Annotated in this window: 20 protein-coding genes; 12 read left to right on the forward strand and 8 right to left on the reverse strand. The window is 72.5% G+C overall.

The genetic code is table 11. The annotated features are described in order from the left end of the window. Positions 1-13 precede the first annotated feature (13 nt). From OG214_RS02400 to OG214_RS02420, 5 genes are all read right to left on the reverse strand, one after another. Positions 14-838, reverse strand: coding sequence for an SDR family oxidoreductase (locus tag OG214_RS02400; RefSeq protein WP_405983582.1), 825 nt, complete (start codon positions 836-838; stop codon positions 14-16). Further along, the gene (locus OG214_RS02405) at positions 835-2,058 is read right to left on the reverse strand and encodes a M20/M25/M40 family metallo-hydrolase (RefSeq protein ID WP_405983583.1); all 1,224 of its coding nucleotides are present in this window, start codon (positions 2,056-2,058) and stop codon (positions 835-837) included. Before OG214_RS02405 ends, OG214_RS02400 begins: the two co-directional genes overlap by 4 nt. Beyond that, positions 2,051-2,923, reverse strand: coding sequence for a [LysW]-aminoadipate kinase (locus tag OG214_RS02410; protein WP_405983584.1), 873 nt, complete (start codon positions 2,921-2,923; stop codon positions 2,051-2,053). The genes OG214_RS02405 and OG214_RS02410 overlap by 8 nt, the downstream gene beginning before the upstream one ends. 61 nt (positions 2,924-2,984) lie before the next feature. Further along, on the reverse strand, positions 2,985-3,965 hold the full coding sequence (argC, locus tag OG214_RS02415; protein WP_405983585.1) for an N-acetyl-gamma-glutamyl-phosphate reductase: 981 nt from the start codon (positions 3,963-3,965) through the stop codon (positions 2,985-2,987). Positions 3,966-4,232: 267 nt separating this feature from the next. Next, positions 4,233-4,412, reverse strand: coding sequence for an alpha-aminoadipate/glutamate carrier protein LysW (locus OG214_RS02420; protein ID WP_363085007.1), 180 nt, complete (start codon positions 4,410-4,412; stop codon positions 4,233-4,235). Between the two features lie 436 nt (positions 4,413-4,848). On the opposite strand from OG214_RS02420, the gene OG214_RS02425 reads away from it, so the two are divergent. From OG214_RS02425 to OG214_RS02440, 4 genes are all read left to right on the forward strand, one after another. After that, positions 4,849-6,192 carry a DegT/DnrJ/EryC1/StrS family aminotransferase gene (locus OG214_RS02425; RefSeq protein WP_405983586.1) on the forward strand — a complete coding sequence of 448 codons (1,344 nt, stop codon included), beginning with the start codon at positions 4,849-4,851 and terminating at the stop codon, positions 6,190-6,192. A gap of 117 nt (positions 6,193-6,309) precedes the next feature. After that, positions 6,310-7,134, forward strand: a complete 825-nt coding sequence (locus OG214_RS02430) for a transketolase (RefSeq protein WP_405983587.1) — start codon at positions 6,310-6,312, stop codon at positions 7,132-7,134. Beyond that, positions 7,131-8,546 (forward strand): transketolase C-terminal domain-containing protein, encoded by a 1,416-nt coding sequence (locus OG214_RS02435; protein ID WP_405983588.1) that lies wholly within the window; start codon positions 7,131-7,133, stop codon positions 8,544-8,546. Before OG214_RS02430 ends, OG214_RS02435 begins: the two co-directional genes overlap by 4 nt. Before the next feature lie 2 nt (positions 8,547-8,548). Further along, positions 8,549-9,781, forward strand: coding sequence for an acyltransferase family protein (locus tag OG214_RS02440; protein WP_405983589.1), 1,233 nt, complete (start codon positions 8,549-8,551; stop codon positions 9,779-9,781). Positions 9,782-9,884: 103 nt separating this feature from the next. Here OG214_RS02440 and OG214_RS02445 read toward each other — a convergent pair whose 3' ends face one another. Next, on the reverse strand, positions 9,885-10,283 hold the full coding sequence (locus OG214_RS02445; protein ID WP_363085231.1) for a PaaI family thioesterase: 399 nt from the start codon (positions 10,281-10,283) through the stop codon (positions 9,885-9,887). A gap of 287 nt (positions 10,284-10,570) precedes the next feature. Here OG214_RS02445 and cysC point away from each other — a divergent pair, with 287 nt between their 5' ends. Genes cysC through OG214_RS02460 form a run of 3 tightly spaced genes read left to right on the forward strand, consistent with a single transcriptional unit; the run spans position 10,571 to position 13,427 of the window. Next, positions 10,571-11,131, forward strand: a complete 561-nt coding sequence (cysC, locus tag OG214_RS02450) for an adenylyl-sulfate kinase (RefSeq protein WP_405983590.1) — start codon at positions 10,571-10,573, stop codon at positions 11,129-11,131. Beyond that, positions 11,128-12,048, forward strand: a complete 921-nt coding sequence (gene cysD / locus OG214_RS02455; RefSeq protein ID WP_363085233.1) for a sulfate adenylyltransferase subunit CysD — start codon at positions 11,128-11,130, stop codon at positions 12,046-12,048. Before cysC ends, cysD begins: the two co-directional genes overlap by 4 nt. 2 nt (positions 12,049-12,050) lie before the next feature. After that, the gene (locus OG214_RS02460; RefSeq protein WP_405983591.1) at positions 12,051-13,427 is read left to right on the forward strand and encodes a sulfate adenylyltransferase subunit 1; all 1,377 of its coding nucleotides are present in this window, start codon (positions 12,051-12,053) and stop codon (positions 13,425-13,427) included. Positions 13,428-13,461: 34 nt separating this feature from the next. Here OG214_RS02460 and OG214_RS02465 read toward each other — a convergent pair whose 3' ends face one another. Beyond that, a complete protein-coding gene (locus tag OG214_RS02465; RefSeq protein ID WP_405983592.1) occupies positions 13,462-16,977 on the reverse strand; it encodes a condensation domain-containing protein in 3,516 nt (1,171 codons plus the stop codon). A 467-nt stretch (positions 16,978-17,444) separates the two neighbouring features. Here OG214_RS02465 and OG214_RS02470 point away from each other — a divergent pair, with 467 nt between their 5' ends. The 5 genes from OG214_RS02470 to OG214_RS02490 all read left to right on the forward strand — a co-directional run bounded on the left by OG214_RS02470 (position 17,445) and on the right by OG214_RS02490 (position 24,004). Continuing rightward, the gene (locus OG214_RS02470; protein WP_405983593.1) at positions 17,445-18,860 is read left to right on the forward strand and encodes an MFS transporter; all 1,416 of its coding nucleotides are present in this window, start codon (positions 17,445-17,447) and stop codon (positions 18,858-18,860) included. Between the two features lie 94 nt (positions 18,861-18,954). Beyond that, on the forward strand, positions 18,955-20,871 hold the full coding sequence (locus OG214_RS02475) for an AMP-binding protein (RefSeq protein WP_405983594.1): 1,917 nt from the start codon (positions 18,955-18,957) through the stop codon (positions 20,869-20,871). A 67-nt stretch (positions 20,872-20,938) separates the two neighbouring features. Continuing rightward, positions 20,939-22,144, forward strand: coding sequence for a cytochrome P450 (locus tag OG214_RS02480; RefSeq protein WP_405983595.1), 1,206 nt, complete (start codon positions 20,939-20,941; stop codon positions 22,142-22,144). A 1-nt stretch (position 22,145) separates the two neighbouring features. Next, on the forward strand, positions 22,146-23,237 hold the full coding sequence (locus OG214_RS02485) for a methyltransferase (protein WP_405983596.1): 1,092 nt from the start codon (positions 22,146-22,148) through the stop codon (positions 23,235-23,237). Beyond that, entirely contained in the window at positions 23,234-24,004 is a 771-nt protein-coding gene (locus OG214_RS02490; RefSeq protein ID WP_405983597.1) for a thioesterase II family protein, read from the forward strand. Before OG214_RS02485 ends, OG214_RS02490 begins: the two co-directional genes overlap by 4 nt. 163 nt (positions 24,005-24,167) lie before the next feature. Here OG214_RS02490 and OG214_RS02495 read toward each other — a convergent pair whose 3' ends face one another. Next, the gene (locus OG214_RS02495) at positions 24,168-25,211 is read right to left on the reverse strand and encodes an acyl-CoA dehydrogenase family protein (RefSeq protein WP_405983598.1); all 1,044 of its coding nucleotides are present in this window, start codon (positions 25,209-25,211) and stop codon (positions 24,168-24,170) included.

Genomic DNA, 25,211 nt, shown 5'->3' on the forward strand with positions numbered 1-25,211 from the left:
CGTGGATTCCGGTTCAGTGGGCGGTGAAGCCGCCGTCCACCACCAGCTCGGTGCCGGTGACACCGCCGGAGTTGGGGCTCGCCAGCCACAGGCAGGCGGCCGACACCTCGGCCGCGGTGACCAGCCGGCCGATCGGGTGCAGGGAGGCGGAGCTGCGCTCGTAGTCCTGTAGTTCGGCCCCCATCGAGGCGGCCACCGCGCGGGTGCTGCGGGTGCCCAGCGCGGAGTCGTCGGCGACGGTGCTCGGGCAGACCGCGTTCGCCCGCACGCCGTGCCGTCCGTACTCCAGCGCGATGGACTTGGTCAGCCCGATCACGCCGTGCTTGGAGGCGACGTAGTTGGAGTACAGCTCGAAGGCCACCCGCCCGCCGGTGGACGCGGTGTTCACGATCCGCCCGCCGCCCTGGCCGACCATGTGCGGCAGCACCGCACGGCAGCACCGCCAGGTGCCGGTCAGATTGACGTCCAGCGCGAGCTGCCACTGCTCTTCGGTCAGCTCGTGCACCCGCCGCCCGCCGGGTCCGAGTACGCCGGCGTTGTTCAGCAGTACGTCGATCCGGCCGAACTCGTCCAGCCCGGCGTTCACCACCTTGTCCACACCGGCCTGGTCGCGTACGTCGGCGACCCCGGTCAGCACCCGGCTGCCGAGCCGGCGGCAGGAGTCTGCGGTCTCCTCCAGGTCGCGCCTGCCCGACATCGGATAGGGCCCGGCATCCGGATCGCAGTGGTCCGTCAGGATCAGGTCCGCGCCCTCGCGGGCGAAGGCCAGCGCGTGCGAGCGGCCCAGCGCACGGGCGGCGCCGGTGATCATGGCGACGTTCCCGTCGAGCAGCATCATGCCTCCAGAGGATCGGGACGGGCGTGCGGCGCCCGCCCGGCGGACGCCGGGACGGTCAGCGCCAGTCCGGGCGGGCGCGTCCGCTCGCGGTCGTGGGCGGCGGGCGCGGCCGGGTCCTCCTCCGGCGGCGCGGCGGCCAGCTGCCGCGAGAGCCGGGGCAGGGCGAGTGCCAGTACGTCGATCGCGCGGTACAGCTCGCTGAGCGAGATGTGTTCGTCGGTGGTGTGGTCCAGGTGGGCGTCCCCCGGTCCGTAGGCGGCCATCGGGACGCCCCAGGGGTCGAGCGTGTTCATGTCCGAGGTGCCGGCCTTGCGCTTGAGCGTCGGACGGGCCCCCTGGGCCGCGATCGCGGCGCGCAGCTGGCTCACCACCGGGTCGGCGCGCGGCCGGGTCACCCCGGGCACCCGCTCGTCCACCCAGATCCGGGTGTGCGGCAGGCCCCGGGCGAAGCTCTCCAGCGCCGCGAAGTCGAATCCGGGAGGCACCCGGCAGGTCAGAAAGGCCTCGGCGCGGGCCAGATCACCGTGCAGCCGGGTGAGCGTGCCCGCGGCGACACCGAACGCGACCGGGTCCTGTTCCGGCGACAGACCCCGCAGATAGCCCTGTACCTCATGGGCGAAGCGGGCGGCCCGCTCCACGGCGGTCGGCTCCGGGCTGCTGGTGTGCAGGGGCGGCTGACGCATCTCGTAGCCGAGGCCGGTACGGCCCTTGTAGCCCAGGCAGACCCCGTCCCAGCCGCTCGGCTCACCGATCACCACCGCCGCCGGACGCGGCACGGTGGCCATCACATGCCCGGCCCCGCGTGAGCCGGCCACCTCCTCGCCGACCGCGCCGACCACGTGCACCCGCACCTGGCGGTCGCGTGCGGCGGCACAGATCATGGTGACGATGGAGCCCTTGGCGTCCACCGAGCCACGGCCGTAGAGCAGGTCGCCGACCTGGCACACCGGCACCTGCCCGGGGACGGTGTCGATATGGCCCAGCAGCATCACGGTGGGTCCGGTGCTCGGGCCGATCACGCCGTGCACGTTGCCGACCTCGTCGACATGCGCGTCGAAGCCGAGGCCGGTCATCTGCTCGGCCAGGAAGCCGGCCAACGCCAGCTCCTGTCCGGAGACCGAGGGGATGCTGAGCGCGGCCCGCAGCAGCCACGCCGGGTAGTCCTCGCCCGCGCGGACCCCGCGGGCGGTCCGGCCCGCGGTCCGCTGCCGCTCACTCATGCGGCTCCCCCTCGCGCACCCAGGTGCCGGTCCCGGCGAGCGCCTGCCGGATCGGGCGCCGCTGGTGCGCGGCCCCGATGGCCACCCGCTCCACGGTCCGGCTGGCCCTCAGTCCCGCCCGCACCTTGTGCCGCATCCGTCCCCGCACGGTGTCCCCGGCCAGGTGCCGCGGGCCCACTTCGGGGATACGGCTCGACGGATCGTCGGGATCGGCCAGCACCCCGCACACATCGGTGAGCAGCACCAGCGCCGACGCCTCCAGGGCCGCCGCCAGCCGGGCGGCCACCTCGTCGGCGTCCACGTTGAGCAGGTTGCCCTCGGCGTCGATGGCCGGCGGGGACACCACGGGGACGTCTCCACGCTCCAGCACCGCGCGCACCAGAGCGGGATCGACGTGCTCGATCCGCCCCGACCGGTCGTCGCGGATCAGCACGGTCCGCCCCGCCTGCACGGACCGGATGGCGGGTTTGCGCGACGCGGTCAGCAGCGCGCCGTCCGCGCCGCTCAGTCCCACCGCCCGCGTCCCGCGTGCCCTCAGTCCGCTGACCAGCCGCGGCTTCACCTGACCGAGGAGGGCGAGGGTGATCACATCGAGCATGGTCTGGTCGGTGCGCCGACTGTGTGTGCCGTCCGGGGACCTGATCACCTGGCGCTCCACACCGAGCCGGTCGGCCAGCCCGTCGGCGACGGCGCCGCCACCGTGCACCAGCACCGTCGGCCGGCCTGCGGCGGCCAGCTCGGCCACCTCGTCCAGCACCGGGCCCGGGTCGGCGCCGCCGCCGATCTTGACCACGATCACCCCGCCGGTGGCGGCGCGGCCGGTGGGCGCGTCCCCCGCCAGGTCCTGGGTCAGTTCCTGTGCCATGTCCCCGCTCAGCTCCCCGTCAAGTCCGTGTCGCCGTGCCGTCACAGCCCGCTCCCGCCGGTCAGGCGGGGTGCAGGCCCGGGAATTCCAGTCCCGTGTCCTCGGGCAGCCCGCGGGCCACGTTCAGGCTCTGCACCCCGCCGCCTGCCGCCCCCTTCACCAGGTTGTCCAGGGCGGCCACCAGCACGATCCGCCCGCCGTCCTCGTCCACCGCGCAGCCGATGTCCACGAAGTTGCTGCCGGACAGGAACTGCGGATCCGGCATCCGGTGCACCCCGCGGCCACGGGCGACCACGCGGACGAACGGGCTGTCGCGGTAGTCGCGCTGGAGCAGGCGCAGTACGTCCCTGCGGGTGACCGGCCGCGGGGGCGTGACATGGCAGATCACCTGCACGCCGCGCACGGCCGGGACGGCCGTCACCGTCATACGGGCCCGCACCCCGGCCAGTTCGGCGATCTCGGTCTCGTGCCGGTGTCCGGCGGGCCGGTAGACCCGGAAGGCGTGCCCGCGTTCGGCGTGGTGCGAGGCCGGGCCCGGCTCGGCACCGGAGCCGGACGAGCCGGCCCGCGCGTCCACCACCACGTCACCGGTCACCAGGCCGGCCCGCCGCAAAGGGGCCAGGGCCAGCACGGCGGCGGTGGCATTACAGCCGGGAACGCTGATCCGCCTGGCGCCGGGGAGCTCGTCGCCGAACAGTTCGGGCAGGCCGGTCCGGTAGGGGTCGCCGGACGCCGAGTGGGCGCCCCTCCGGAAGTCCGGGCTCAGATCCACGATCGTCCCGGCCCGCTCCCCGACTCCGGCCTCCACCTCCGCGGAGGCGCCGGCGGGCAGCGCCAGGAAGGCGGTGTCCACCCGGTCCAGCTCCTGCGGGGCGTGGAAGGTCAGCCCGAGGTGATGCAGGTTCGGATGCAGCTCCGCCACCGGCCGGCCCGCGTACCGGCGCGAGACGGCCTGCACCAGCTCCAGTTCCGGGTGGCCGTGCACCAGCCGCAGCAGTTCCCCACCGGTGTAGCCGGCCGCACCGAGGACACTCACCTTCACCGGGGAACCTCTTTCAGCTCGTGGATTACGGTCACATCGGCGACCGGCGGCGCGGGCCGGTCACACCGAGTACACCGCCGCCCGCCATGGCGCCCCGATCCGGACCCCGGGCCAGGCCCTGTCCGGTCGTACTCTTGCCTCACCTTGCTGAAGATTGTGCAGTCTGTTCGCCGCGGGAGGCTCGTCGCCTCGCACCGTGGGCACACCTCACCGAGGCGGCACGGGCGCGGATCGCTCCGGTCTGATCCGGGAGTCGCCTCCCGGCGCCTACTCGCCCCAGTCCTCTTCGACTTCGGGAGCCAGGGCCAGCACCACGGGCTCGGTCGCCACCACCTCGAGCTCGCTCCCGCAGTGCTGGCAGATGATGATCTCGGCCGCCATCACCTTGTCGGGCACGCTCACCGAGCCTCGGCACTCGGGGCACTGCACGCTCAGTGCAGTAGTCATGTGTTGCCTCCTGCAGATTGTGTGACTACTGTCTGTCGAGAACACTGCAGAAGCTAGCACATGCTTCAGAACGGCACACCCCCGGGAGATCAGGTTCGGGGACCGACCGCGGAAGGACCGGAGCGGAGCGGCCAGAGGTCCGGCAGGAGTGGTCGCGGGTGTCCGACTCGATGGGCCGAGGTGGCCGCTTCGGCTGCGCCACATGCGTTTTCGTCATGCGTTTTCATCGCAGAACAGGGGGCGCGGCCAGTGAGGATCGAGTTGCGGACTCCCGCGACCCGGGTGATACGGGACAGCCACGCCACCCCGCGGCCCCGGCGACAAAGGATTGACGAGTATGCAGACTCTGTATCGCGGGGTGTTGATCGTCGGGTGATTGCCGTATCCCGTCCGGACCAGTTCGAGCACAACGTTGTCCGCCCGGAGGTTCCCGCGCATGACTGAGACCACCCGCACCGCGCCCCGCACCCCGGCGACCGGGGCCGGTCTGGCCCTGCTCGGCGGGCCCCGGGCCGTGCCCAGGGACAGCCCCGGCGGCACCTGGCCGATCATCACCCCGGCCGACGAGCAGGCCGTACTCCGGGTGCTGCGCAGCGGCCGGCTGAACGCCGCCTCGGCCGGGGAGACGGAGGTCGCCGGCCTGGAGGAGGCATGGGCCCTGGCCACCGGCACCCGGCACTGCGTCGCCGTCGCCTCCGGCACCGCCGCGCTGCATCTGGCCCTGCGCGGCCTCGGGATCGGTCCCGGCGACGAGGTGATCGTCCCGGCCCTGACCATGAACGCGACGGCCCACGCCGTGTACGCGGCCGGGGCGACGCCCGTGTTCGCCGACATAGAACCCGACACCTACACCCTGGACCCGCGGGCAGCCGCACCGGTCGCCGGTCCGCGCACCGCCGCTCTGCTGCCGGTACATCTGCACGGGCTGCCGGCCGATATGCCGGCGCTGGGCAGGCTGGCCGGCCGGCTGGACATCCCGGTCGTGGAGGACGCGGCCCAGGCGCACGGCGCGGAGCTCGACGGCCGCCGGGCCGGCGCGCTGGGCACGGCCGGCTGCTTCAGCCTGCACCCCAGCAAGAACCTGCCGACCTGCGGTGAAGGCGGCCTCATCACCACCGACGACGACGATCTGTACGAGCAGTTGGTCCGGCTGCGCAACTTCGGCGAGCTGGTACCGACCGGAGCGCGCAGCTATGTCGCCCACCGGGCCGCGCTCAACGCCCGGATAGCGCCGATGGCGGCCGCGTTCACCGGCTCCCAGCTGTCCCGCTTCGACGACGACGCCCGCCGGCGCGAGCCGGGGATCCGCGGCTTTCTGGACCGGCTGGCGGGGCTGCCCGGCCTGCGGGTGCCGGGGATCCCGGCCGGGCGCACCCACGCCTGGCACATTCTGCGGCTGATGCCCGAGCCCGAGGAACTCGGCCTGGGTCCGGAACACCGGGCCGGTCTGCGCGCCACCCTGCACCGGGTGCTGCGGGCCGAGGGCGTGCCGGTCTCCCAGTACCAGGTGGCCCCGCTGCCCGCGCACCCCGCGTTCCGGCCCGCCGGGCTGTCCGAGCCGGCCGCGCTGGAGCAGGTGGCCGAGCGCTTCCCGGTGACCGCCGCCGTCGTCGACGGGTCGCTGTGCCTGCAACGCCGGCATCTGGACCCGGCCGCCGGGCCGCTGCTGCGGCGGTACGCCGACGGCTTCGAGAAGGTCTGGCAGCACCTCGACCTGATCCGCCGGATGACTCTCTCCCGCCCTGCCCCGGGCTGGCGGGAAGTACTGCGCCGGGGCTGACCCGTCCGCCCGATCCGCGCACCGGACCGACCCACCCGAAGGGAGCCAGACATGGCCGTGCCGACCACAACCGGCCCGCCTGACCCGCCCGCCCCCACACACCCCCCGCACTCCCCCGTGACAACGGACCGCGCCCCCGGTCTCCCCGCGACGGCTCTCGACCCGGCGGTGATGGCCCGGCGGATCCGTGAGGACGTGATCCGTATGGCCGGCGGCCCCGAGGGCGCGCATGCCGGAGGCAGTCTGTCCTGCGCCGACCTGTTGGCCGTCCTGCACGCCCAACTGCTGCGTCCCGGGGACTCCTTCGTGCTCAGCAAGGGGCATGCGGCCCCCGCGCTCTACAGCGCGCTGGTCCAGCTCGGCCGGATCCCGGCCGACGAACTGGACGGCTACGCCCAGCCCGGCAGCCGGCTGTTCGGGCACCCGCCGCACGACCTGCCCGGGGTCGAGTTCCCCACCGGCTCGCTGGGCCACGGGCTCGGCCTGTCGGTGGGGCTGGCCATGGCCGAGCAACTGCGCGGCGGCGACCGGCACGTCTACACCGTGCTGGGCGACGGCGAACTCCAGGAGGGAAGCGTCTGGGAGGCCGCCCTGCTGGCCGGGCACCGCGAACTGCCCGGACTGGTCGCGGCGGTGGACCGCAACGGGCTGCAGATCACCGGCGGCACCGAGGACCGGGTCGCGCTCGAACCGCTGGACGCCAAGTTCGCGGCCTTCGGCTGGCAGGTGCGTACCGTCGACGGGCACGACCTGCCCGCGCTGCACGAGGCCCTGCGGCCTTCCCCGGCCGGTCCGGTCGCGGTGATCGCCCGGACCGTGAAGGGCCGCGGGGTGCCGTTCCTGGAGCACCGGGTGGCCGGGCACTACGCCAAGCTGAAGCCGGCCCTGGTACGCCGTGCCCTGGCCGCGCTCGGCCGGCGGACGACAGGAGAGGCGTCGTGAGCCGCACACCGACCGTCCAGGACAGCGTCGTCCCCGTCCCGTCGAACGGGGCGGAACCCGTGGCGGCGGGGGGAGACGCGGAGCGGGACCCGTCACCGGTCCTCGGCCCGGACCCGCGGGCCGCCTACCGCGAGGCCCTGCTGGAACTGGCCGCCGCCGACCCCCGGGTGATCTGTCTGGACTCCGACACGGGTGGCCTGGAGGACACCTTCGGCGAGCGGTTCCCGGAGCGTTACGTCAACGTCGGGATCGCCGAGGCGAATCTGATGACGGTGGCCGCCGGGCTGGCCCGGCGCGGCTTCGTCCCGTACGTGCACACCATGGCCACCTTCGCCACCATGCGCGCGGGCGAGTTCCTCAAGCTGGACGTGGTCGGCAACCGGCTGCCGGTGCGGGTGATCGCCACCCACGGCGGCCTGGCCGCCGCGCATTTCGGCACCAGCCACTTCGCCCTGGAGGACCTGGCGGTGACCCGCGCCCTGGCCGATCTGGCGGTCGTCGTCCCGGGCGACGCGCGCCAGATCGGCGCGGCCACCCGCCAGTTGCACGAGCTGCCCGGTCCCGGCTATCTGCGGCTGGGCCGCTCGGCCACACCGGTGCCGCCCGGTCCCGCGCCCGGCTTTCTGCTGGGCCGGGCCCGGGTGCTGCGCGAGGGCGCGGACATCACGCTGGTGGCTGCCGGTCCGCTGCCGCTGCTGTTCACGCTGGAGGCGGCCCAGGAGCTGGCCGGCGACGGGATCGGCGCACAGGTCCTGGATCTGCACACGCTGCACCCGCTGGACCAGGACGGTCTGCTGGCCGGATGCCGCGGCCGCGCCGGGGTGGTGACCGTGGAGGAGCACCGCCCGCAGGGCGGCCTGGGTGACGCGGTCGCCGAGGTGGTGTCGGCCGAACTGGCCCTGCCGCTGCGCCGGCTGGCCGTACGGGGCCGTCCGGGCGCGCGCGTGGCCGGCCAGCGGGCCGCGCTGGAGGCGCACGGGGTGAGCACCGGCGCGGTGGTGGACGCCGCCCGGCAACTGGTCGCCCGGAGCACCGCGGCCGGCTGGGACCGACGACCGCGTGAGCGGACGACAGGACGTACGACCCGAACGAGTGACCGGCGCGCCACGGTGCCGCCGCCCGACGATGAGGTGATGACGATGGCCGGCTCGGCCCTGGTCCCCGACGAGGACCGGATCCGTTATGTGCAGAGCGTGTTCCAGCGGGTGCTCAAACTGCCGCAGGACGTGTCCGCGGACGACGACTTCTTCGCGCTCGGCGGCACCTCGCTGACCGCCATGGAGGTGATCGACCTGATCGAGGCCGAACAGGGCCTGCGCGTGCCGGTGCGGAACTTCTACCAGGCCACGATCGTCCGTGAGCTGGCCGGCGAACTCCCCCCGGCCGGCGCCGAGTCCGACGGAGGTGTCTGACCATGCTGCCACGAGCCCGTACTCCCCGCGAAGGCGCGATCGCCGGAGGCGCTCAGATCTCAAGACCCGCCGGGACGCGGGAAACCCCCGTCCCCGCGCTCGCACACCGTAAGCAGAAGCTGCCGTCCCTGACCGGCCTGCGGTTCATCGCCGCGTTCATGGTGGTGCTGGGCCATATCGGCACCAACCTGCTGCCGCGAGTGGCTCCGGACCAGATATTCGGGATCCGGCTCTTCCATGAATTCGGCGCCGTGGGAGTGTCGTTCTTCTTCATCCTGAGCGGATTCGTACTGACCTGGGTCGCCCGGGAGGAGGACACCCGGCCGCAGTTCTGGCGGCGCCGGTTCTTCAAGATCTACCCGAACCACCTGGTGACGTTCGTCGCCGCGTGTCTGCTCGCGGTGACCGCGAATCACGCCCTGTCGGGGAGGGACACGATCGCGACGCTGACCCTGGTGCACGCCTGGATCCCGGATCAGCCGCTCCTGTTCAACCTGTGGTCGAACACTCCGACCTGGTCCCTGGCCTGCGAGCTCCTGTTCTATCTCTCGTTCCCCTGGCTGCTGACGCTCCTGCGGAAGATCCGGCCCGCGCGGCTGTGGCTGTGGTTCGCCGGGACGTACGCCGCGATCTGGGCCGTTCCCCTGGTGGCCTCCCTGTTCCTGAACAGCGGCGGGGTCCACCGCGGCACGGGTGAACCGTGGCACGGCGTGTGGTTCATGACGTTCTTTCCGCCGGTGCGGATGCTGGAGTTCGTGCTGGGCATCGTGACCGCGCTGATCGTCATTCATGGACGGTGGATCCGGTTCCCGCTCCCCGTGGCGCTCGTTCTGCCGGTGATACCGCTCGTCGTCAAGGCCGATGTGACCGACAGCATCGGCTTTGTGACGCTCACGGCCGTCCCGCTCGCCTTCCTGGTCGCGGCGGCGGCCCAGGCGGACATCGCCGGCAGCGGCAAGGGCGTGCTCCGTGGGCGGGTCATGGTGTTCCTGGGCGAGATCTCCTTCGCCCTGTATCTGGTGCACTGGCTGGTCGTGGCCTACGGCTGGATCGGCCGTACCTCCCCGACCTGGGGCGCGAGTCCGGGAACCGCCTCGTCATGGCCCATGGTGCTCACCCTGGCGGTGGTGACGATCGCCGTCAGCCTTGTGCTGGCCTGGCTGCTGTACGTACTGGTGGAACGGCCCGTCATGCGACGGTGGAGCCGTCCTGCCCGGACCCGTCAAGGGGTGTGAGCCACGACGCGGCCCTCACCGGCGGCGCCCGCCCGGACGAGCCGGGCGTGGTCCTTTCCGGGCAGGACGTCGATCCTGTCCGGAAAGGACCACGCCGTTCGTCTCACCGCAGATTCTGCAACCGGACCTGCCCGCGGGCGACCAGGCTGCCCACGGCGTCCACCGTCTCCACCGCCCACACCTGCTGGGTGGCGCCCCGGTGGACCGGTACCGCGGTCGAGGTGAGCCGGCCGTTGGCCTCGGTCACCGGCGCGAAGAAGTCGGTGGTGTTGCTGACCCCCACCACGGTGCCCCTCTCACCGAGCCAGTGGTCGGCCGCCACGCTGGCCACGGACTCGACGACCGCGCAGTGCACCCCGCCGTGCAGTATTCCGTGAGGCTGCAGCAGGTCGCCGCGGACCGACCAGCCGGCCACCACACGGTCGGGTCCTACCTCCTCGAACCGCAGGCCCAGATGCTCGACATAGGGCCCAAGTCCTGTCTCCACCTTGTCCGTTGTCATGTTCCGAGTATCCCAGGGTCCACCGGCCCGTGCGGGGCCACGGTCGGAAGCGGAAGATGTCCGGCACGTAAGGGCTCGTGTGATCCTGTTGCTCCCCGGCCGACGCGGGAGCGATACTTGTCGGGTGTCGCGGGGAGTGGAGAAGTCTTTTTCCACATACTACGCTCCAGCGACATCTCTGTTGACAGGCTCCCCGCGGTGGCCGCGGCCTGTCCGGCGCGTATGTCAATCCATCTGGAACGTCTCACCGGTCAGTGACACTGGCCTGGAAAGAGGTTGAACCGACCATGGTGGTTCGCCCCGGATCGTGTGACTGCGGTGTGACCGTTCTGCTGACCGGTCTGCCGAGCGCGGGCAAGTCGACCATCGCGCGTCTGCTCGCCGAGCGGCTGCGTGGCGACGGACACCGCGTCGAGGTCCTGGACGGCGACGTGATGCGCGAGACGCTGTCGGCGGGCCTCGGCTTCAGCCGCGAGGACCGGCAGGAGAATCTGCGGCGGATCGGTCTGATGGCCGAAGTGCTCGCCCGCAACGGCGTGATCGTTCTCGTACCGGTCATCGCCCCGTACGCCGAGAGCCGCGACGCCGTACGCCAACGGCACGTCACCAGCGGTACGACCTTTCTGGAGGTCCATGTGGCCACGCCCGCCGAGGTCTGCGCACAACGGGATGTGAAGGGCCTGTACGCCGAACAACGGGCCGGCGAGCTCAAAGGACTGACCGGTGTCGACGCTCCGTACGAGAGGCCCGGGGAACCGGAACTCGTCATCCCCGCGCACCGGCAGTCCGCAGCCGAATCGGCCTCCATGCTCATGGACCTGCTCACAGCGAAACGGTTCGTCGCATGACCGCCACGGAACCACTCCCGCATCTGGGCCTGGACCATCTGGACGCCCTGGAGTCCGAGGCGGTGCACATCTTCCGCGAGGTGGCGGGCGAGTTCGAGAACCCGGTGATCCTGTTCTCCGGGGGCAAGGACTCGATCGTCATGCTGTGTCTGGCACTGAAGGCGTTCGCACCGGCGCGGCTGCCCTTCTCCCTGCTCCATGTGGACACCGGACACAACTTCCCCGAGGTCATCGACTACCGCGACCGTGTGGTGGCCGCACGCGGACTGCGGCTCCATGTGGCCTCCGTACAGGAGTACATCGACCGCGGTGTGCTGCGTGAACGCCCCGACGGCACGCGCAACCCGCTGCAGACCGTGCCGCTCACCGAGAGGATCCGGGCCGAGAGGTTCGACGCCGTCTTCGGCGGCGGACGCCGGGACGAGGAGAAGGCCCGTGCCAAGGAGCGGGTGTTCTCCCTGCGGGACGAGTTCTCCCAGTGGGACCCGCGCCGGCAGCGGCCGGAGCTGTGGCAGCTCTACAACGGCCGCCACGCCCCCGGCGAACACGTCCGTGTCTTCCCGCTGTCCAACTGGACCGAACTGGACGTGTGGCAGTACATCGCCCGCGAGGGCATCGAACTGCCGGAGATCTACTACGCGCACGAGCGCGAGGTGTTCCGGCGCTCCGGCATGTGGCTCACCGCCGGCGAATGGGGCGGGCCGAAGGACGGCGAGAGCGCCGAGAAGCGGCTCGTGCGCTACCGCACGGTCGGCGACATGTCCTGCACCGGCGCCGTCGACTCCCACGCCACCACCCTCGAAGCCGTGATCGCCGAGATCGCCGCGTCGAGGCTCACCGAGCGGGGCGCGACCCGCGCCGACGACAAGCTCTCCGAGGCCGCCATGGAAGACCGCAAACGCGAGGGGTACTTCTGACCATGTCCAGCGTCAACGCGGAGCGGCCCGCGCGCCTTTCGGGCCTGTCGGCCACCGACCTGCTGCGCTTCGCGACGGCGGGCTCCGTGGACGACGGCAAGTCCACCCTCGTCGGCCGGCTGCTGTACGACTCCAAGTCGATCCTCACCGATCAGTTGGAGGCCGTCGAGCGGGTCTCCGCCGACCGCGGCCTGCGGGCCCCCGATCTGGCGCTGCTGACCGACGGGCTGCGGGCCGAGCGGGAGCAGGGCATCACCATCGATGTCGCCTACCGCTACTTCGCCACCGCCCGGCGCCGGTTCATCCTGGCCGACACCCCGGGACATGTGCAGTACACCCGCAACATGGTCACCGGCGCCTCCACCGCCGAGCTCGCGGTGGTCCTGGTCGACGCGCGCAACGGGGTGGTCGAGCAGACCCGCCGGCACGCCGCCGTCGCCGCGCTGCTCCGGGTGCCGCACGTGGTGCTCGCGGTCAACAAGATGGATCTGGTGGCGTACGAGGAGCGGGTCTTCGCGCATATCGCCGAGGAGTTCACGGCATACGCCGCCTCGCTGGGCGTGCCGGAGATCACCGCCGTCCCCATCTCCGCGCTCACCGGGGACAACGTGGTGGAGCCGTCGGCCCGTATGGACTGGTACGGCGGCCCCACGGTCCTCGAACACCTGGAGACCGTGCCGGCAGGCAGTGCCCCGGCAGGCCGTCATGCCCGCTTCCCCGTGCAGTACGTCATCCGGCCGCGTACCGCCGAGCACCCGGACTACCGGGGCTACGCGGGCCAGATCGCGGCCGGTGGCTTCCGGGTCGGCGAGGCGGTCACCGTACTGCCGTCCGGCCGCACCTCGAAGATCGCCGGGATCGATCTGCTGGGAAAGCCGGTCGAGATGGCCTGGGCCCCGCAGTCGGTGACGCTGCTGCTCGACGACGACATCGACATCTCGCGCGGCGATCTGCTGGTCCCGGTCGGCGACACCCCCGCCACCAGCCAGGACATCGAGGCCACCGTCTGCCATGTGGCCGACACCCCGCTCCTCGCCGGCCAGCGTGTGCTGCTCAAACACACCACCCGCACGGTCAAGGCGATCGTCAAGGAGATCCCCTCCCGGCTCACGCTGGAGGACCTGTCCCAGTACCCGGAGCCCGGACGGCTGATCGCCAACGACATCGGGCGGGTGAAGGTGCGTACCGCCGAACCGCTCGCACTCGACGCCTACGCGGACTCCCGGCGCACCGGCTCCTTCCTCCTCATCGACCCGGCCGACGGGACCACCCTCGCGGCCGGGATGGCGGGCGAGGCCTTCGGAAGCAGCGCGGCCGGCGCCTCCTCGTACGCCACCGTGTCCGACGCGGTGGCGCACGAGGAGGGCTGGGACTTCTGACCAGTCCCGGGACGGGCGCCAGGACGAGCGCCTGTCAGCTCCGGGGCGGCCCGGCCGCCAGGCGCTCGCCCGCCAGGCGCTCGCCCGCTCCGGTCAGCTCGCCGATCGGGGTGCGGGGCGCCCCGGCCGCCGTGGCCAGGAGCTCCAGCACCTGATCGATCCGCCGGTAGCCGGACGCGTGGTCCCAGAGGTCGGTGTTCAGCTCCACCATCGCGGACAGTCCGGACGGGCGCAGCAGCCCGTGGAAGGCCATGTCGTAGCGGGCCGTGCCATGGGAGACGAAGCGGTACTCGCAGTCCAGGCCGGCGAACCGGGCCGGTATCCAGGACTCCAGCTGCAATTCGCAGGTGACCTGGTAGACCGGGTGCATCCCGGCGACCCGGCGGGGCTGGACGGTCTGGACGATGTCGGCGAACGGCGCCTGCTGATGCTCGTAGGCACGCAGCACGGCGGCGCTCACCCGCTGCACCAGCTCGTCGAAGCGGGGGTTGCCGGAGAGGTCAAGCCGGACCGGGACCACATTGAGGAAGCAGCCGATGAGCTGCTCGGCCCCGCGGTGTGTGCGGTTGGCCGTGGGAATGCCGAGCACGATGTCGCTCTGGCCGCTCAGCCGGTGCAGCACGACCGCGACCGCGGCGCAGAACACGGTGAACGGGGTGGTCCGGCCGTTGGCGGCCAGCTCGCGGAGCGTGCCGGCCGCGGCCGTGGACGCGGGCCGCTCCAGGAACTCGCCGCGGAACCTCGCCCTGTCGCCACGGGGACGGTCGGTGGGCAGCCGCAGCGTCGGCACGCCGGCCAGCTCGCGGGCCCAGAACCGGCGCAGCCGATCGCCCTCGGGACCGTCCAGGAGTTCCTGCTCGGCGCGGGCCAGGGTGGCGAAGTCCACCGCGTGAGGGGGCAAAACCGGCTCCCGGCCGGCGGCCCTGGCTCCGTAGGCGGTGCTCAGATCCCGCATCAGCAGGGTCATCGACACCTCGTCGGTGACCAGGTGGTGGAAGAGCAGCTGGGCCTGGTGGCGCTCCGCGCCCAGCCGGACGATCCGGGCCCGCAGCAACGGGCCTCGGGTGATGTCGAATCCGGTGTACGCGATCTCCTGCTCCAGCCGCTCCAGCTCCGCGTCGCGCGCGGCGGTGCCGAGGCCGCCGAGATCGAGCACCGGCACATCGATCCCGGTGTGCGGCTGGATCCGCTGCACCGGGCGGCCGTCCACCTCGACGAACGTTCCGCGCAGGCCCGGCTGGTGCGCCACCACGTCGTTCAGCGCGACGGCGAACGCCTCCGGCCGCAGTGGTCCTGTCAGGTCCAGGATCAGCGGGATGGTGTGGGTGAGCGAGCCGGGGTCGGCCTGCTCGGCCAGCCACAGCTGGCGCTGGCCGGACAGCAGGGGCACGTCCACCGCCGTCTCGGGCGCGTCCGGCCCGGGGGTGAGGGCGTGCGGCGCACCGGACGGTACGGTGCCGGCGACGGCGTCCGCCTCGATGTCGTCGGGCAGTTCGGCGACGAGTTCGAGCATGCCGTCCAGCTCCGGATGGGCCGCGCGCAGATGGGCGGTCAGTTCGGCCGGGGTGGGGTGCTCGAACAGCGCCCGCACCCGGATCCGCACGCCGAGCGCCTCCTGGGTCTCGGCCACGAGGCGGGTGGCCAGCAGCGAGTGTCCGCCGCAGGCGAAGAAGTCGTCGTCCGGGGCGAGCCCGGGTTGTTCCAGGACCTGTGCCCAGACTTCGGTGACCAGCTCCAGCAGCCGGTCCGTGCCCGCCGCCGTGCGGGTGTCCGGCGGGGTGGTGTCCGCGGCGGGGGCCGGCAGTCCGGCCACGATCTCCAGCCGGCCCCGCGTGTCCCGGCGGGCGGTGAGCCCGGTGGGGGTCCCGGCCAGGAGCAGTGCGGCGGGCTGGTGCGCCGACAGGCCGGGCTCCACTTCCAGGTCCTCGGCGCGGGCCCCGGTCAGCCCGGTCAGCACCGGCCAGCACTCGGGCCCGGGTGAGCGGTCCAGCAGCAGGGTGACCGGCGTGCCGTCGGGCAGGTCCAGCCGCAGCTCCTCGGCCGCCTCCGCGCTCACCGGTACGGTACCGACCGGGCCCGCGCCCATCGGACCCGCGCCCACCGGACCCACATCCACCGGGCCCACGCCCATCGGACCCGCGCCCATCGGACCCGCGCCCATCGGACCCGCGCCCATCGGACCCGCGCCGGCCGGTACCGCGTCCGGTGCGTTCAGCTCCAGCTCGGACACCCGCAGTTCGGGCCGCTCCAGCCACTGCCGCAGGACCCCGGCGTAGTCGTCCAGCAGCGCGCCGATCCCGGCCGCGGTGTACAGGTCGCTGTCGTACTCCAGCCACAAGCGCACCCGCTCGTCGCCGAGTTCGATCTCGGCGACGGTGTCGAACCGGCCGCGGCCGCGTTCGACCTCCAGCACCCGCACCGGCTGTCCGCCCAGGCTCAGCTCGCCGACCGCGTCCACCCGGGGCAGGAACAGATGCTGGATCAGCGGGGTCCGGTCGGTCGGGCGCGGGGCGGCCACCGCCCGCACGATCCGGTTGAACGGCAGCCGTACGTGTTCGATCGCGGCCGCCACCCCGGCCGAACACCGGGACACCGCCGCGGCCAGGTCGGGCCCGCCGCCGAGGTCCATTCTCAGCGGGACGGTGTTGGAGAGCTGCCCGACCAGCGGCTCCAGTTGGGGGGCGCCGCGATTCGCCGCGAGCACCCCGAACATCAGGTCCTCGCGGCCGGTGGAACGGGAGATCAGCGCCGCCCAGCCGGCCAGGCACAGCGCGTACGGCGAGCAGTGCAGGGTCCGCGCCGTGCGGCGCAGGGCGGGACCGTCGATCCCCGGCACGACGAACTCGGTGCGCAGACCGACCCCGCGCCGATGACGACGGCGGGGCCGGTCCGTCCGTACGTCCAAGCTGGTCGGCGCGGATCGCAGAGTCTCCCGCCACCACGCGGTGTCGGCGTCCTGGACGGCCGGGAGCAGCGCCTCGTGCTCCCACCGGACGAAGTCGCCGTACTGCAGCTCGGGTCCCGGCACCGGTGAAGGGGTCCCGGCCAGTGCGGCGTCGTAGTCCGCGGCCAGTTCCGCCAGCAGCAGCCGGACCGCGGTGGCGTCGGCGAAGATGTGGTGCACGGTCAGCGCGAGGACGTCCTCGCCGGCCGGGCCGCCGCCGTGCAGCAGCAGGAACGCGATCCCGCACCCGGCCGCGGGATCAATCCCGGTGCCGGCGAACCGGGCCAGCTCCCGGTCCCGGTCCCGGTCGGCGTCCTCGGCACGGTCAGGGGCGGGGAGGACGGTCTCGGTCACCGGCAGCGGCTCCGGCACCGGGAGCACCACCTGACCCGGCTGCCCGCCGTACAGCCGCACGGCGGTGCGCAGGATCTCGTGCCGGGACAGCAGCGCGCGGACCGCGGCGCGCAGGGCGACCGGATCCAGCCGACCCGGCACCGCCAGTGCCACGCACTCGGTCAACGGGACCTGCTCGGCGGCCGAGCCGTCGGAGGACCAGAAGTGCTCCTGGATGACCGCGAGCGGCATGAAGTCTTCGTAGTCTCTCATGGAGATACGGTAACTCAGCATGCAGACAGTGCCCAGTAGGGTCGCGGAGCGAGGGCGTCGTTCACCAGTACTACATGGTGGCTCTTTTGGACGGTTCATTTCAGGACACGTCTGATGAGCCGAGGGACAGATCGAGCCAGAATCCTCGAAGCCACCGCTCAACAGCGTGTCAGTGTGCGGAAGTTGGCGCTGCGGGCGCATCGGCGTACCCACAGCGCCCAGCGCCGTCCCATGTCACGCCGGTGTCGCGACCTGCGCGTTCCACGACGAACGGCCTCACCGGACGCGCGCCCTCGGCGGGCTGGCTTTGAGGTGCAGACTGGCTGCGCGGTGCAGACTGACTGTACGGTGATGCCCGTCCGCAGTTGTGGTGTGTCGTCACAAGACTCGCAGCCGACGCACGCGCGCGCGCCCACACAGCGGAGTACAAGCGTCTCCACCGAAATCCTATAGAGGAGCCATTGGGCATGACCTCAACCAACTCGTCATCCGGGACCGGACCCACCCGGGCCGAGAGCACCACTGGGGTCTCTCCCAAGTCACCGCCGGGCCCCTCCGGCACCACGACATCCCCCGCCGGCACCGCGACACCCCCCGCCGGTGGCGGCGACGGCGGTCCCCGGCGCTCGGTCCTCTTCCGCAACCGGGACTTCCGGCTGGTCTGGGGCGGCGAGTCGATCAGTCTGCTGGGCAGCGAGATCAGTGTGGTCGCGCTGCCGTCGCTGGCGGTCATCGGGTTCGACGAGGGCGCGGTCGGCGTCGGTCTGCTGATCGCCCTGCAGTGGCTCCCGTTCGTCTTACTCGCGCCGGTGATGGGAGTGTTCACCGACCGGATGAACCGGCGGACGATGATGCAGGTCGCCAACGCGGCCCGGTTCGTCATCCTCCTCTCCCTGCCACTGGCCTGGACCCTCGACGGGCTGACGATCGGTCACCTGTATGTGGCCGCGGTGCTCAAGGGCGTCTTCGACGTCGTCTTCCAGCTCGCCTACCAGGCGTATCTGCCGCAACTGCTGCCACGCGAGGACCTGGTGGACGGCAATGCCAAGACCCAGCTGAGCCGGTCGGTCGCGCTCATCTTCGGGCGCAGCGCGGGCGGTGGCCTGGTCGGTCTGCTCGGAGCCGCGCGGTCGATCACCGTCGACGCCTTCTCCTATCTGCTGGCCGGGATCACCCTGATGTTCGTGCGGTTCCGCGAGCCGGAGCCGCAGAGCCACTCGCGCGGTCTGCGCGCCACGCTGACGGACCTGCGCGGCGGTGTGACGATGACCTTCGGCAACCGGCTGCTGCGGTATCTGACGCTGATGGCCACCTTCGGCAACACGGCCGTGTCCATGGTGCTCGCCATGATCATCGTGTTCGGGTACGAGGATCTCGATCTGAGCGCCGCGCAGGTCGGACTGACCCTCGGGATCGGCGGCGCGCCGGTCGTGATCGGCGCGCTCCTGTCCCGGCGGATCAACGAGAGCCTGGGTATCGGCCGCACACTGCTGCTGACCCACTCGATGCTGGTGGTGGCGTTCGCGCTGCTGCCCCTGGCGCAGCTCGGCAGCACCGCGTTCGCCGTCACCGTACTGATCGTCTCGCAGGGCATCTCGTCCTTCACCACGCCGGTCGGGAACGTCGGGGTCATGACCCTGATCCAGAAGGCCACACCCCCGCAGGCGATGGGCCGGGTCGGCGGGGCCTCCCTTCCGCTCGTCTGGGGCGCCAACGCGGCGGGCCCGCTGCTGGGCAGCGCGGTGGCCGTGACGATCAGCAATGTCGCCGCCTTCTACCTGGCCGCTGTACTGGCCGTGGTCGCCGTGGTCTGGGTTGTGCTGGGCGCGGTTCCCCGGCTGGTCGACGACGTCCCGGAGGACATGCGCGTGGTCGTCGACTGACCGGCCGCCGGCCGGACCACCCTGCGCTGCCCTCCCCGCACGAGCACCCGCCGCCGATCCGCCCGCACCGGGCCGGTCGGCGGCACTCCGCACCGTGACCAGAGAGGACTACATGATCAGCGAGCAGGACGCCCCGGCCGTCCGGGAAGCCGATACGGATACGACCCTGGTCTCCAGGATCGAGGATTTCGCCCGTACCACCCCGCAGGCGCCTGCCGTCCGGCACGGCGGCCTGGAACTGACGTACCAGGAGCTGAACCGGCAGGCCGACGAACTCGCCCGGCGACTGGCCGGACTGGGAGTGCGGCGCGGGGACATGATCGCCATGTACCTGGGCCGCTCGGTCGAGTGGGTGGTCGGCATGGCCGGCTGTCTGAAGGCCGGCGGCGTCTGCATGCCGCTGGACCCGGCCGTCCCGGCCGAGCGGTTCAGCCGGGCGATCGGCGCCGGTCACCCCACCGCCGTGGTGACCGCCGCCCCCGGCCGGAGCACCGGCAACCCCCTCCCGCCCGTTCCCGAGGGGCTGCCCGTGCTGACCCTCGACGCCGGCGTCCCGGCCGGAGACGGCTTGTCCGGCCCGCGCGCCGGGGACGGTCTGCCCGGTCCGCGTCCGGCACCGCGCCGGGAGGAACTCGCCTACGCCATGTACACCTCGGGCTCCTCCGGGGAGGCCAAGATCGTGCTGGCGCAGCACTCCTGGCTGGCCCTCAGCGCCGCCCGCAGCGCCACGATCAATGCCACCACCGCCGCCGACCGGGGCTCCTGGCTGGGCGCGGCCGGCGCGGGGATCGCACTGCACGAGGTCGGCGGTCTGCTCTGGCAGGGCGCGCACATCGTGATCGGTGACCACGACGTGATCGCCTCTCCGCCCGCTCTGCGGGACTGGCTGCTGGCCGAGCGGATCACCCAGAGCTTCGTGATCACTCCGGTCGGGGAGGTGCTGCAGAACCTGCCCTGGCCGCGCGACTGCGCCCTGCGGCTGCTCACCCTGGGCGGTGACCGGCTGAACCGGTGGGGACCGGCGGACCTGCCCTTCGAGGTCGCCGTCTCGTACGGCAGCCTGGAGGCGTTCCAGATCACCAACTCGTGCCACCCCTGGCCCGAGCGGTGCACCCCCGCCACGGCCACCGACGCCGACCGGGCCGCCGCTCCGCCGGTGGGCCGCCCGATCGACGGGGTCACCGTCCATCTGCTGGAGGACGACGGGCTGACGCCCGTCGACGGCGGCATCGGTGAGGTGTGGATCGACTCGGACTGTCTGAGCCTGGGCTATCTGGGGGATCCGGCGCAGACCGCGGACCGGTTCCGGCCCAACCGGTTCGGCGCCCCGGGCAGCCGGATCTACCGCTCCGGTGACGCCGGACGGTTCCGCCCCGACGGCATCCTGGAGCACCACGGCCGGATCGACGACATCGTGAAGATCCGCGGCCACCGGGTGGAGCTGGGCGATGTCGAGTGGGTGCTCGGCGAGCACCCGGACGTCCGGCAGGTGGCCGTGGTGGCGACCATGGACGGCGACCAGCGCCGGCTGGTGGCCTGTTTCGTCGGAGAGCGGGAGGTCTCACCGCTGGAGCTGCGCAACCATGTGGTGGAGCGGTTGCCGGACTGGATGATCCCGGTCGCCTATGTGCAGCTGGCCGAGCTCCCGGTGAACACCTCCAACAAGATCGATCGCCGTCGGCTGCCACCGGCGGACTGGACCCGCGGGCGCCCGGCACGCGCCTGGCGGGCGCCCGCCCCCGGGGCGGAGACCCAACTGGCCCGGCTCTTCGCCGACCTGCTGCGGGTGGGCCGGGTCGGCGCGGACGACCACTTTCTGGAACTCGGCGGGGATTCCCTGCTGCTGGCCCAGTTGCAGGGGCGGATCGAGCAGGACCTCGGCGCCCGCGTCGAGATGACCGACCTGGTGAGCGACCCGACCATCAGCACCCTGGCCCGGCTGATCCCGGCGGCCACCGCCACCGGCGCCGGAGCGCCCGCACTCCCCCCGATCACGCCCCGGCAGCGCTGAGCACCGCCCGCGCGACCAAACAGGACTCCGCGGATCCACCGATCCGCGGACCGGCATGGAGGCAGGCATGACCACCGAGGCCGCAGACGCGATCGACCGGCTGGTGACCGCGTTCGACCACCACGACCCCGCATACACCCCGCAGACCGCGCAGCGCGTGAACAGAGAGATCCGGGAACGGGGGGTGACCTGGTCGCCCGCCTACGGCGGGATCTGGATCCTGTCCCGGTACGCCGACGTGCGCGCCGCCCTGGCGGACTGGCGGACCTTCAGCTCGGCCCGCGGCGTGCACTTCCCGCGGGCCGAGGGGATGCCGATGTTCTCGCCCATCGACTACGACCCGCCGCGGCAGCGCGAGATCCGTGACCGGATGGCCGCCCCGGTGACCCGGGAGGCGGTCCACGGACTGGAACCGGAACTGCGCCGGATCGCCGCCCGTCTGCTCGCACCGGTGGTCGAACGCGGGTACGGGGATCTGATGGCCGAAGTGGCCGAGCCGTTCGCGATCGAGGTGCTGGGGGTGGCCTTCGGGCTCTCCGAGACCTGCCGCGGCCGGATCCGCGAGGCGACGCGGACGATGTGGACGTACATCTCCAGCGACCGGGACGCGAGCAAGTTCTGGCCGGCGTTCCACGCCCTGCTCGCCGACGAGATCGAGCGGGTGCGGCGCGAGCCGGACGGCAGCTATATCGCCCGGCTGGCGGCGATGCGGCAGGACGGGCGACCGCTGCCGGACGAGGAGCTGTACTCGATCATCGTCAGCTTCTGTGTCGCCGGGCACGACAACACGATGAACTCGATCACCCGTCTGGTGCACACCCTGGCCGGGGATCCCGCCCTTCAGCTGCGGCTGCGCCGCGAACCCGCACTGCGCCCCGCCGTCGCGGAGGAGGCGCTGCGCCGCTGGTGCCCCACCGACCGGTTCACCCGGATCACCACCCGCGAGGTCACCGTCGCCGGCACCGTCATCCCGGCCGGGGCCCGGGTGGTGCTGCTGTTCGACGCGGCCAACCGGGACCCGGAGAAGTTCCCCGGCCCGGACCGCTTCGACCCCGACCGCGGGAACTCCCACCAGCACCTCGGGTTCGGGCACGGCATCCACCACTGCATGGGCCTGCATCTGGCCAGGGCCGAGTTCGCCGCGGTGCTCGACGAGCTGGCCGGACTGCCGGTGTTCGACCTGGAGGGGCCCAGTGAGCTGCATTTCGAGAACGGCCGGCATGTGATGTTCGACCGGGTGTCGGTGCGGTTCCGCACCGGGGAGGAGCGCTGAGATGACCGCCGAGACGACCACCGGCAGGGCGGGGGTGCCCGGCCCTGCCGCCGAACCGGGCACGGCGTACGGCACGACCGCCGGGCCGGCGGGACCGCCGCCCACCCTGCTCATCGATCTGGCGACCGGCCTGTGGCGGGCGCAGACCCTGACCGCGGCGATCGAGACCGGAGTCTTCGAATCCCTGGCCGCCGGCGCGGCCGACGCCCCCGGACTGGCCGCCCGGCTCGGCATCGGCGAGCGTCCGGCCGAGATCCTGCTGACCGCGTGCACCGCGCTGGGGCTGCTGGAGCAGGAGGACGGGCGCTACCGCAACGGTGCCGTGGCCGATCACTACCTGGTGCCCGGCCGGCCCGACTACTTCGGCGGCTATGTGCGGATGGTGGCCCAGTACACCGCGCCCGGGTGGCTGCGCGCGACCGACGCGGTGCGCACCGACGCGCCCAGCAAACCGGTGCCCGACCCGGACCGGAACATGTTCGAGGAGGGCAACCGCCCACAGGCCTTCTGGGACGGGCTCTACGCGTTCTCCACCCTCACCGCCCGCCGGATGGCCGGAGCGCTGGACCTGTCCGGCGTACACCGGATCCTCGATGTCGGCGGAGGAGCGGGGGCCACGCTGATCGAGCTGTGCCGGCAACACCCGCATCTGAACGGAACCGTGCTGGATCTGCCGCATGTGTGCGAGCTGGCGCGGAAGCGGATCGACTCCGCCGGGCTGTCCGGCCGGATCGGCACCGCGGCGGCCGACTTCTTCGCCGACCCGCTGCCGTCCGGGCACGATGCCGTACTGCTGTCGATGATCATGCACGACTGGGACGAGACCCAGAACCGGCGGATCCTCGCCGCCTGTCTGGACGCGCTGCCCGCGGGCGGCACCGTGCTGATCAGTGAGCTGCTGGTCGCGGACGACAAGTCCGGTCCGGTGGACGCGGCCCTGATGAGCATGAACATGCTGGTGGGCACCTGGGGGCGGAACTACACCGCGGCCGAGTACGCCGACTGGCTGCGCGACGCCGGCTGCGTACGGGTGCGTACGGTCCGGTTCGACGCGCCGGGAGCCAACGGAGTGGTGATCGGGGAGAAGGCATGATGAACCCGGAGCAGCGACGCTGGTTCCTGCGCGAGCCGTCCCCCGATGCCCGGATGCTCCTGCTGTGCATGCCCTACTCCGGGTGCGGCGCGTCCATGTACCGGGCGTGGCCTGCCACCATCGGCGAGGCCGAGGTGGTCCCGCTGCAACTGCCCTGGCGCGAGAACCGGATCCGTGAGCCGCACTTCGGCACCTACCAGGAGCTGGCCAAGGCTCTGCTGGACGATGTCGGGGAGCTGCTCACCGCGCGCCCGTACGCGCTGTTCGGGCACTGCGGAGGCGCACTGCCGGCGTTCGAGACGGTGATCCAGATCGCGCGGCGCGGACTGCCGGCACCGCGGCGGTACTTCGTGTCCAGTCAGGTGGCGCCGCAGGACGGTCCCTGGGGGCGCTTCCTCGGTCTGAGCGAGCAGGAACTGCGCGACGAGATCGCCGGACTGCTGACCGCGATGGGCGCCGCGGCCTCGGCCGGCGAGCTGGTCGACCTGTTCATCGAGGTGATGGAGGCCGACCTGGAGGCCAACCGGCAGTACTACTACGGTCAGGCCGGCTCCGTGCCCTGCCCGATCACCGCGCTGGGCTGGAGCGACGACGTCGAGGTGCCGCACACCCTGATGGGTGGCTGGGGGGCCTGGGCGGCCACGGAGAAGAAGGTCCTGCCGGGCACGCACTACAGCTTCCTGGACGCGCCGCCCGAGCTGATCGGGGTGCTGGCGGACCGGCTCCGCACCGGATCCCAGCCCCGGGAGCCGGAACCGGCGGGCTGAGCGGATCGCCCGCGTCCGGACAGCCCGTATCCGCACGGCCCGCGTCCGGACGGCCCGCGTCCGGACAGCCCGCGTCCGGGCGGCGGTGAGAACCAACGGCGGTGAGAACGAACAGGACCCCGGCACCTCGGTGCCGGGGTCCCGTCGTCGTCCGCGCGCCGGATCAGTTCAGCGTTACGGGTAACGGCGCGGCCGTGCCGACGGGTGTGCCGGCCGGACCGGGCCGGCCGTGCCGGAGCGTCGCCGGGGCGCCCAGCCGCGCCGCCTCGACGGACACGATCCGGTAGATCGTGGCGGCGGTGGAGTGGCTGAGCATGCCGCGCACCCCGTGCAGCTGGATACACAACCGGGCCGCGGCCAGGGCATGTTCGGTGGCGGCGGCCAGCAGCCGGGTGGCCGGGCCTGTGCAGTCCTGGTGCCGGTCGTGCCGCCAGGCCGCCTCATGCAGCAGCAGCCGCCATCCGTCGGCCAGCCCGACCAGGCGGGCCAGCCGGTGTGCCACGGTCTGCAGTTCGGCGAGCGGCTTACCGTACTGCTGTCTGCGCCGCACATGCCGCGTCGCCGTCCCGAGCGCGCGGTCGGCCAGGCCGAGCAGCAGGGCGGCCTGGCGGATGCGGGCCGCGTCCAGCGCCCGGACCCGCCGCTCGCGCGAGACCACCACCTCGCACACCGGTGTGCCGGTGAAGGACAGCGACAGCGCGGGCTGGCCGAGGTGTTCGGAGGTGAGGCCGGTGCATCCGGCGGCGCCGGTGTCGACCAGGAACCATCCGCCCGCGCCGGCCTCGGTGCTCGCCCGCGCCAGCACCAGCCGGAGGGCGGGCACCGGCAGCGGCCCGGCCTCGCCCCACAGCAGGCCACCTCGCTCCCGCAGCGCGCCCACCGTCCCGGTGACGCCCACGCCGGCCGCGTGGCCGGTGCCGGTGATGATCGCGGCCAGCGCGTCCTGAGGCACATCGGCGGGTTCGAGCAGGTCGAGCACGAGCATGGTCTCCCGGTGGCCGGGCAACGGCTGCAGTGCGTACCCCAGTCGCTGGGAGACGGTGACGTCCGCGCTCAGCCCGAGCCCGAATCCGCCCAGTTCCTCGGGCATCCCCAGCTCGGGCACACCGAGCGCGGCAAGCGCCAGATACAGGTCACCGGTCGAGGTCAGCGCGGTGTCCACCGCGGCGGCCAGCCGTTCCTGCACCGGGTCGTCGCGCAGATCCAT

This window comes from Streptomyces sp. NBC_00872 (genome assembly GCF_045161915.1).
Taxonomy (GTDB): Bacteria; Actinomycetota; Actinomycetes; order Streptomycetales; family Streptomycetaceae; genus Streptomyces.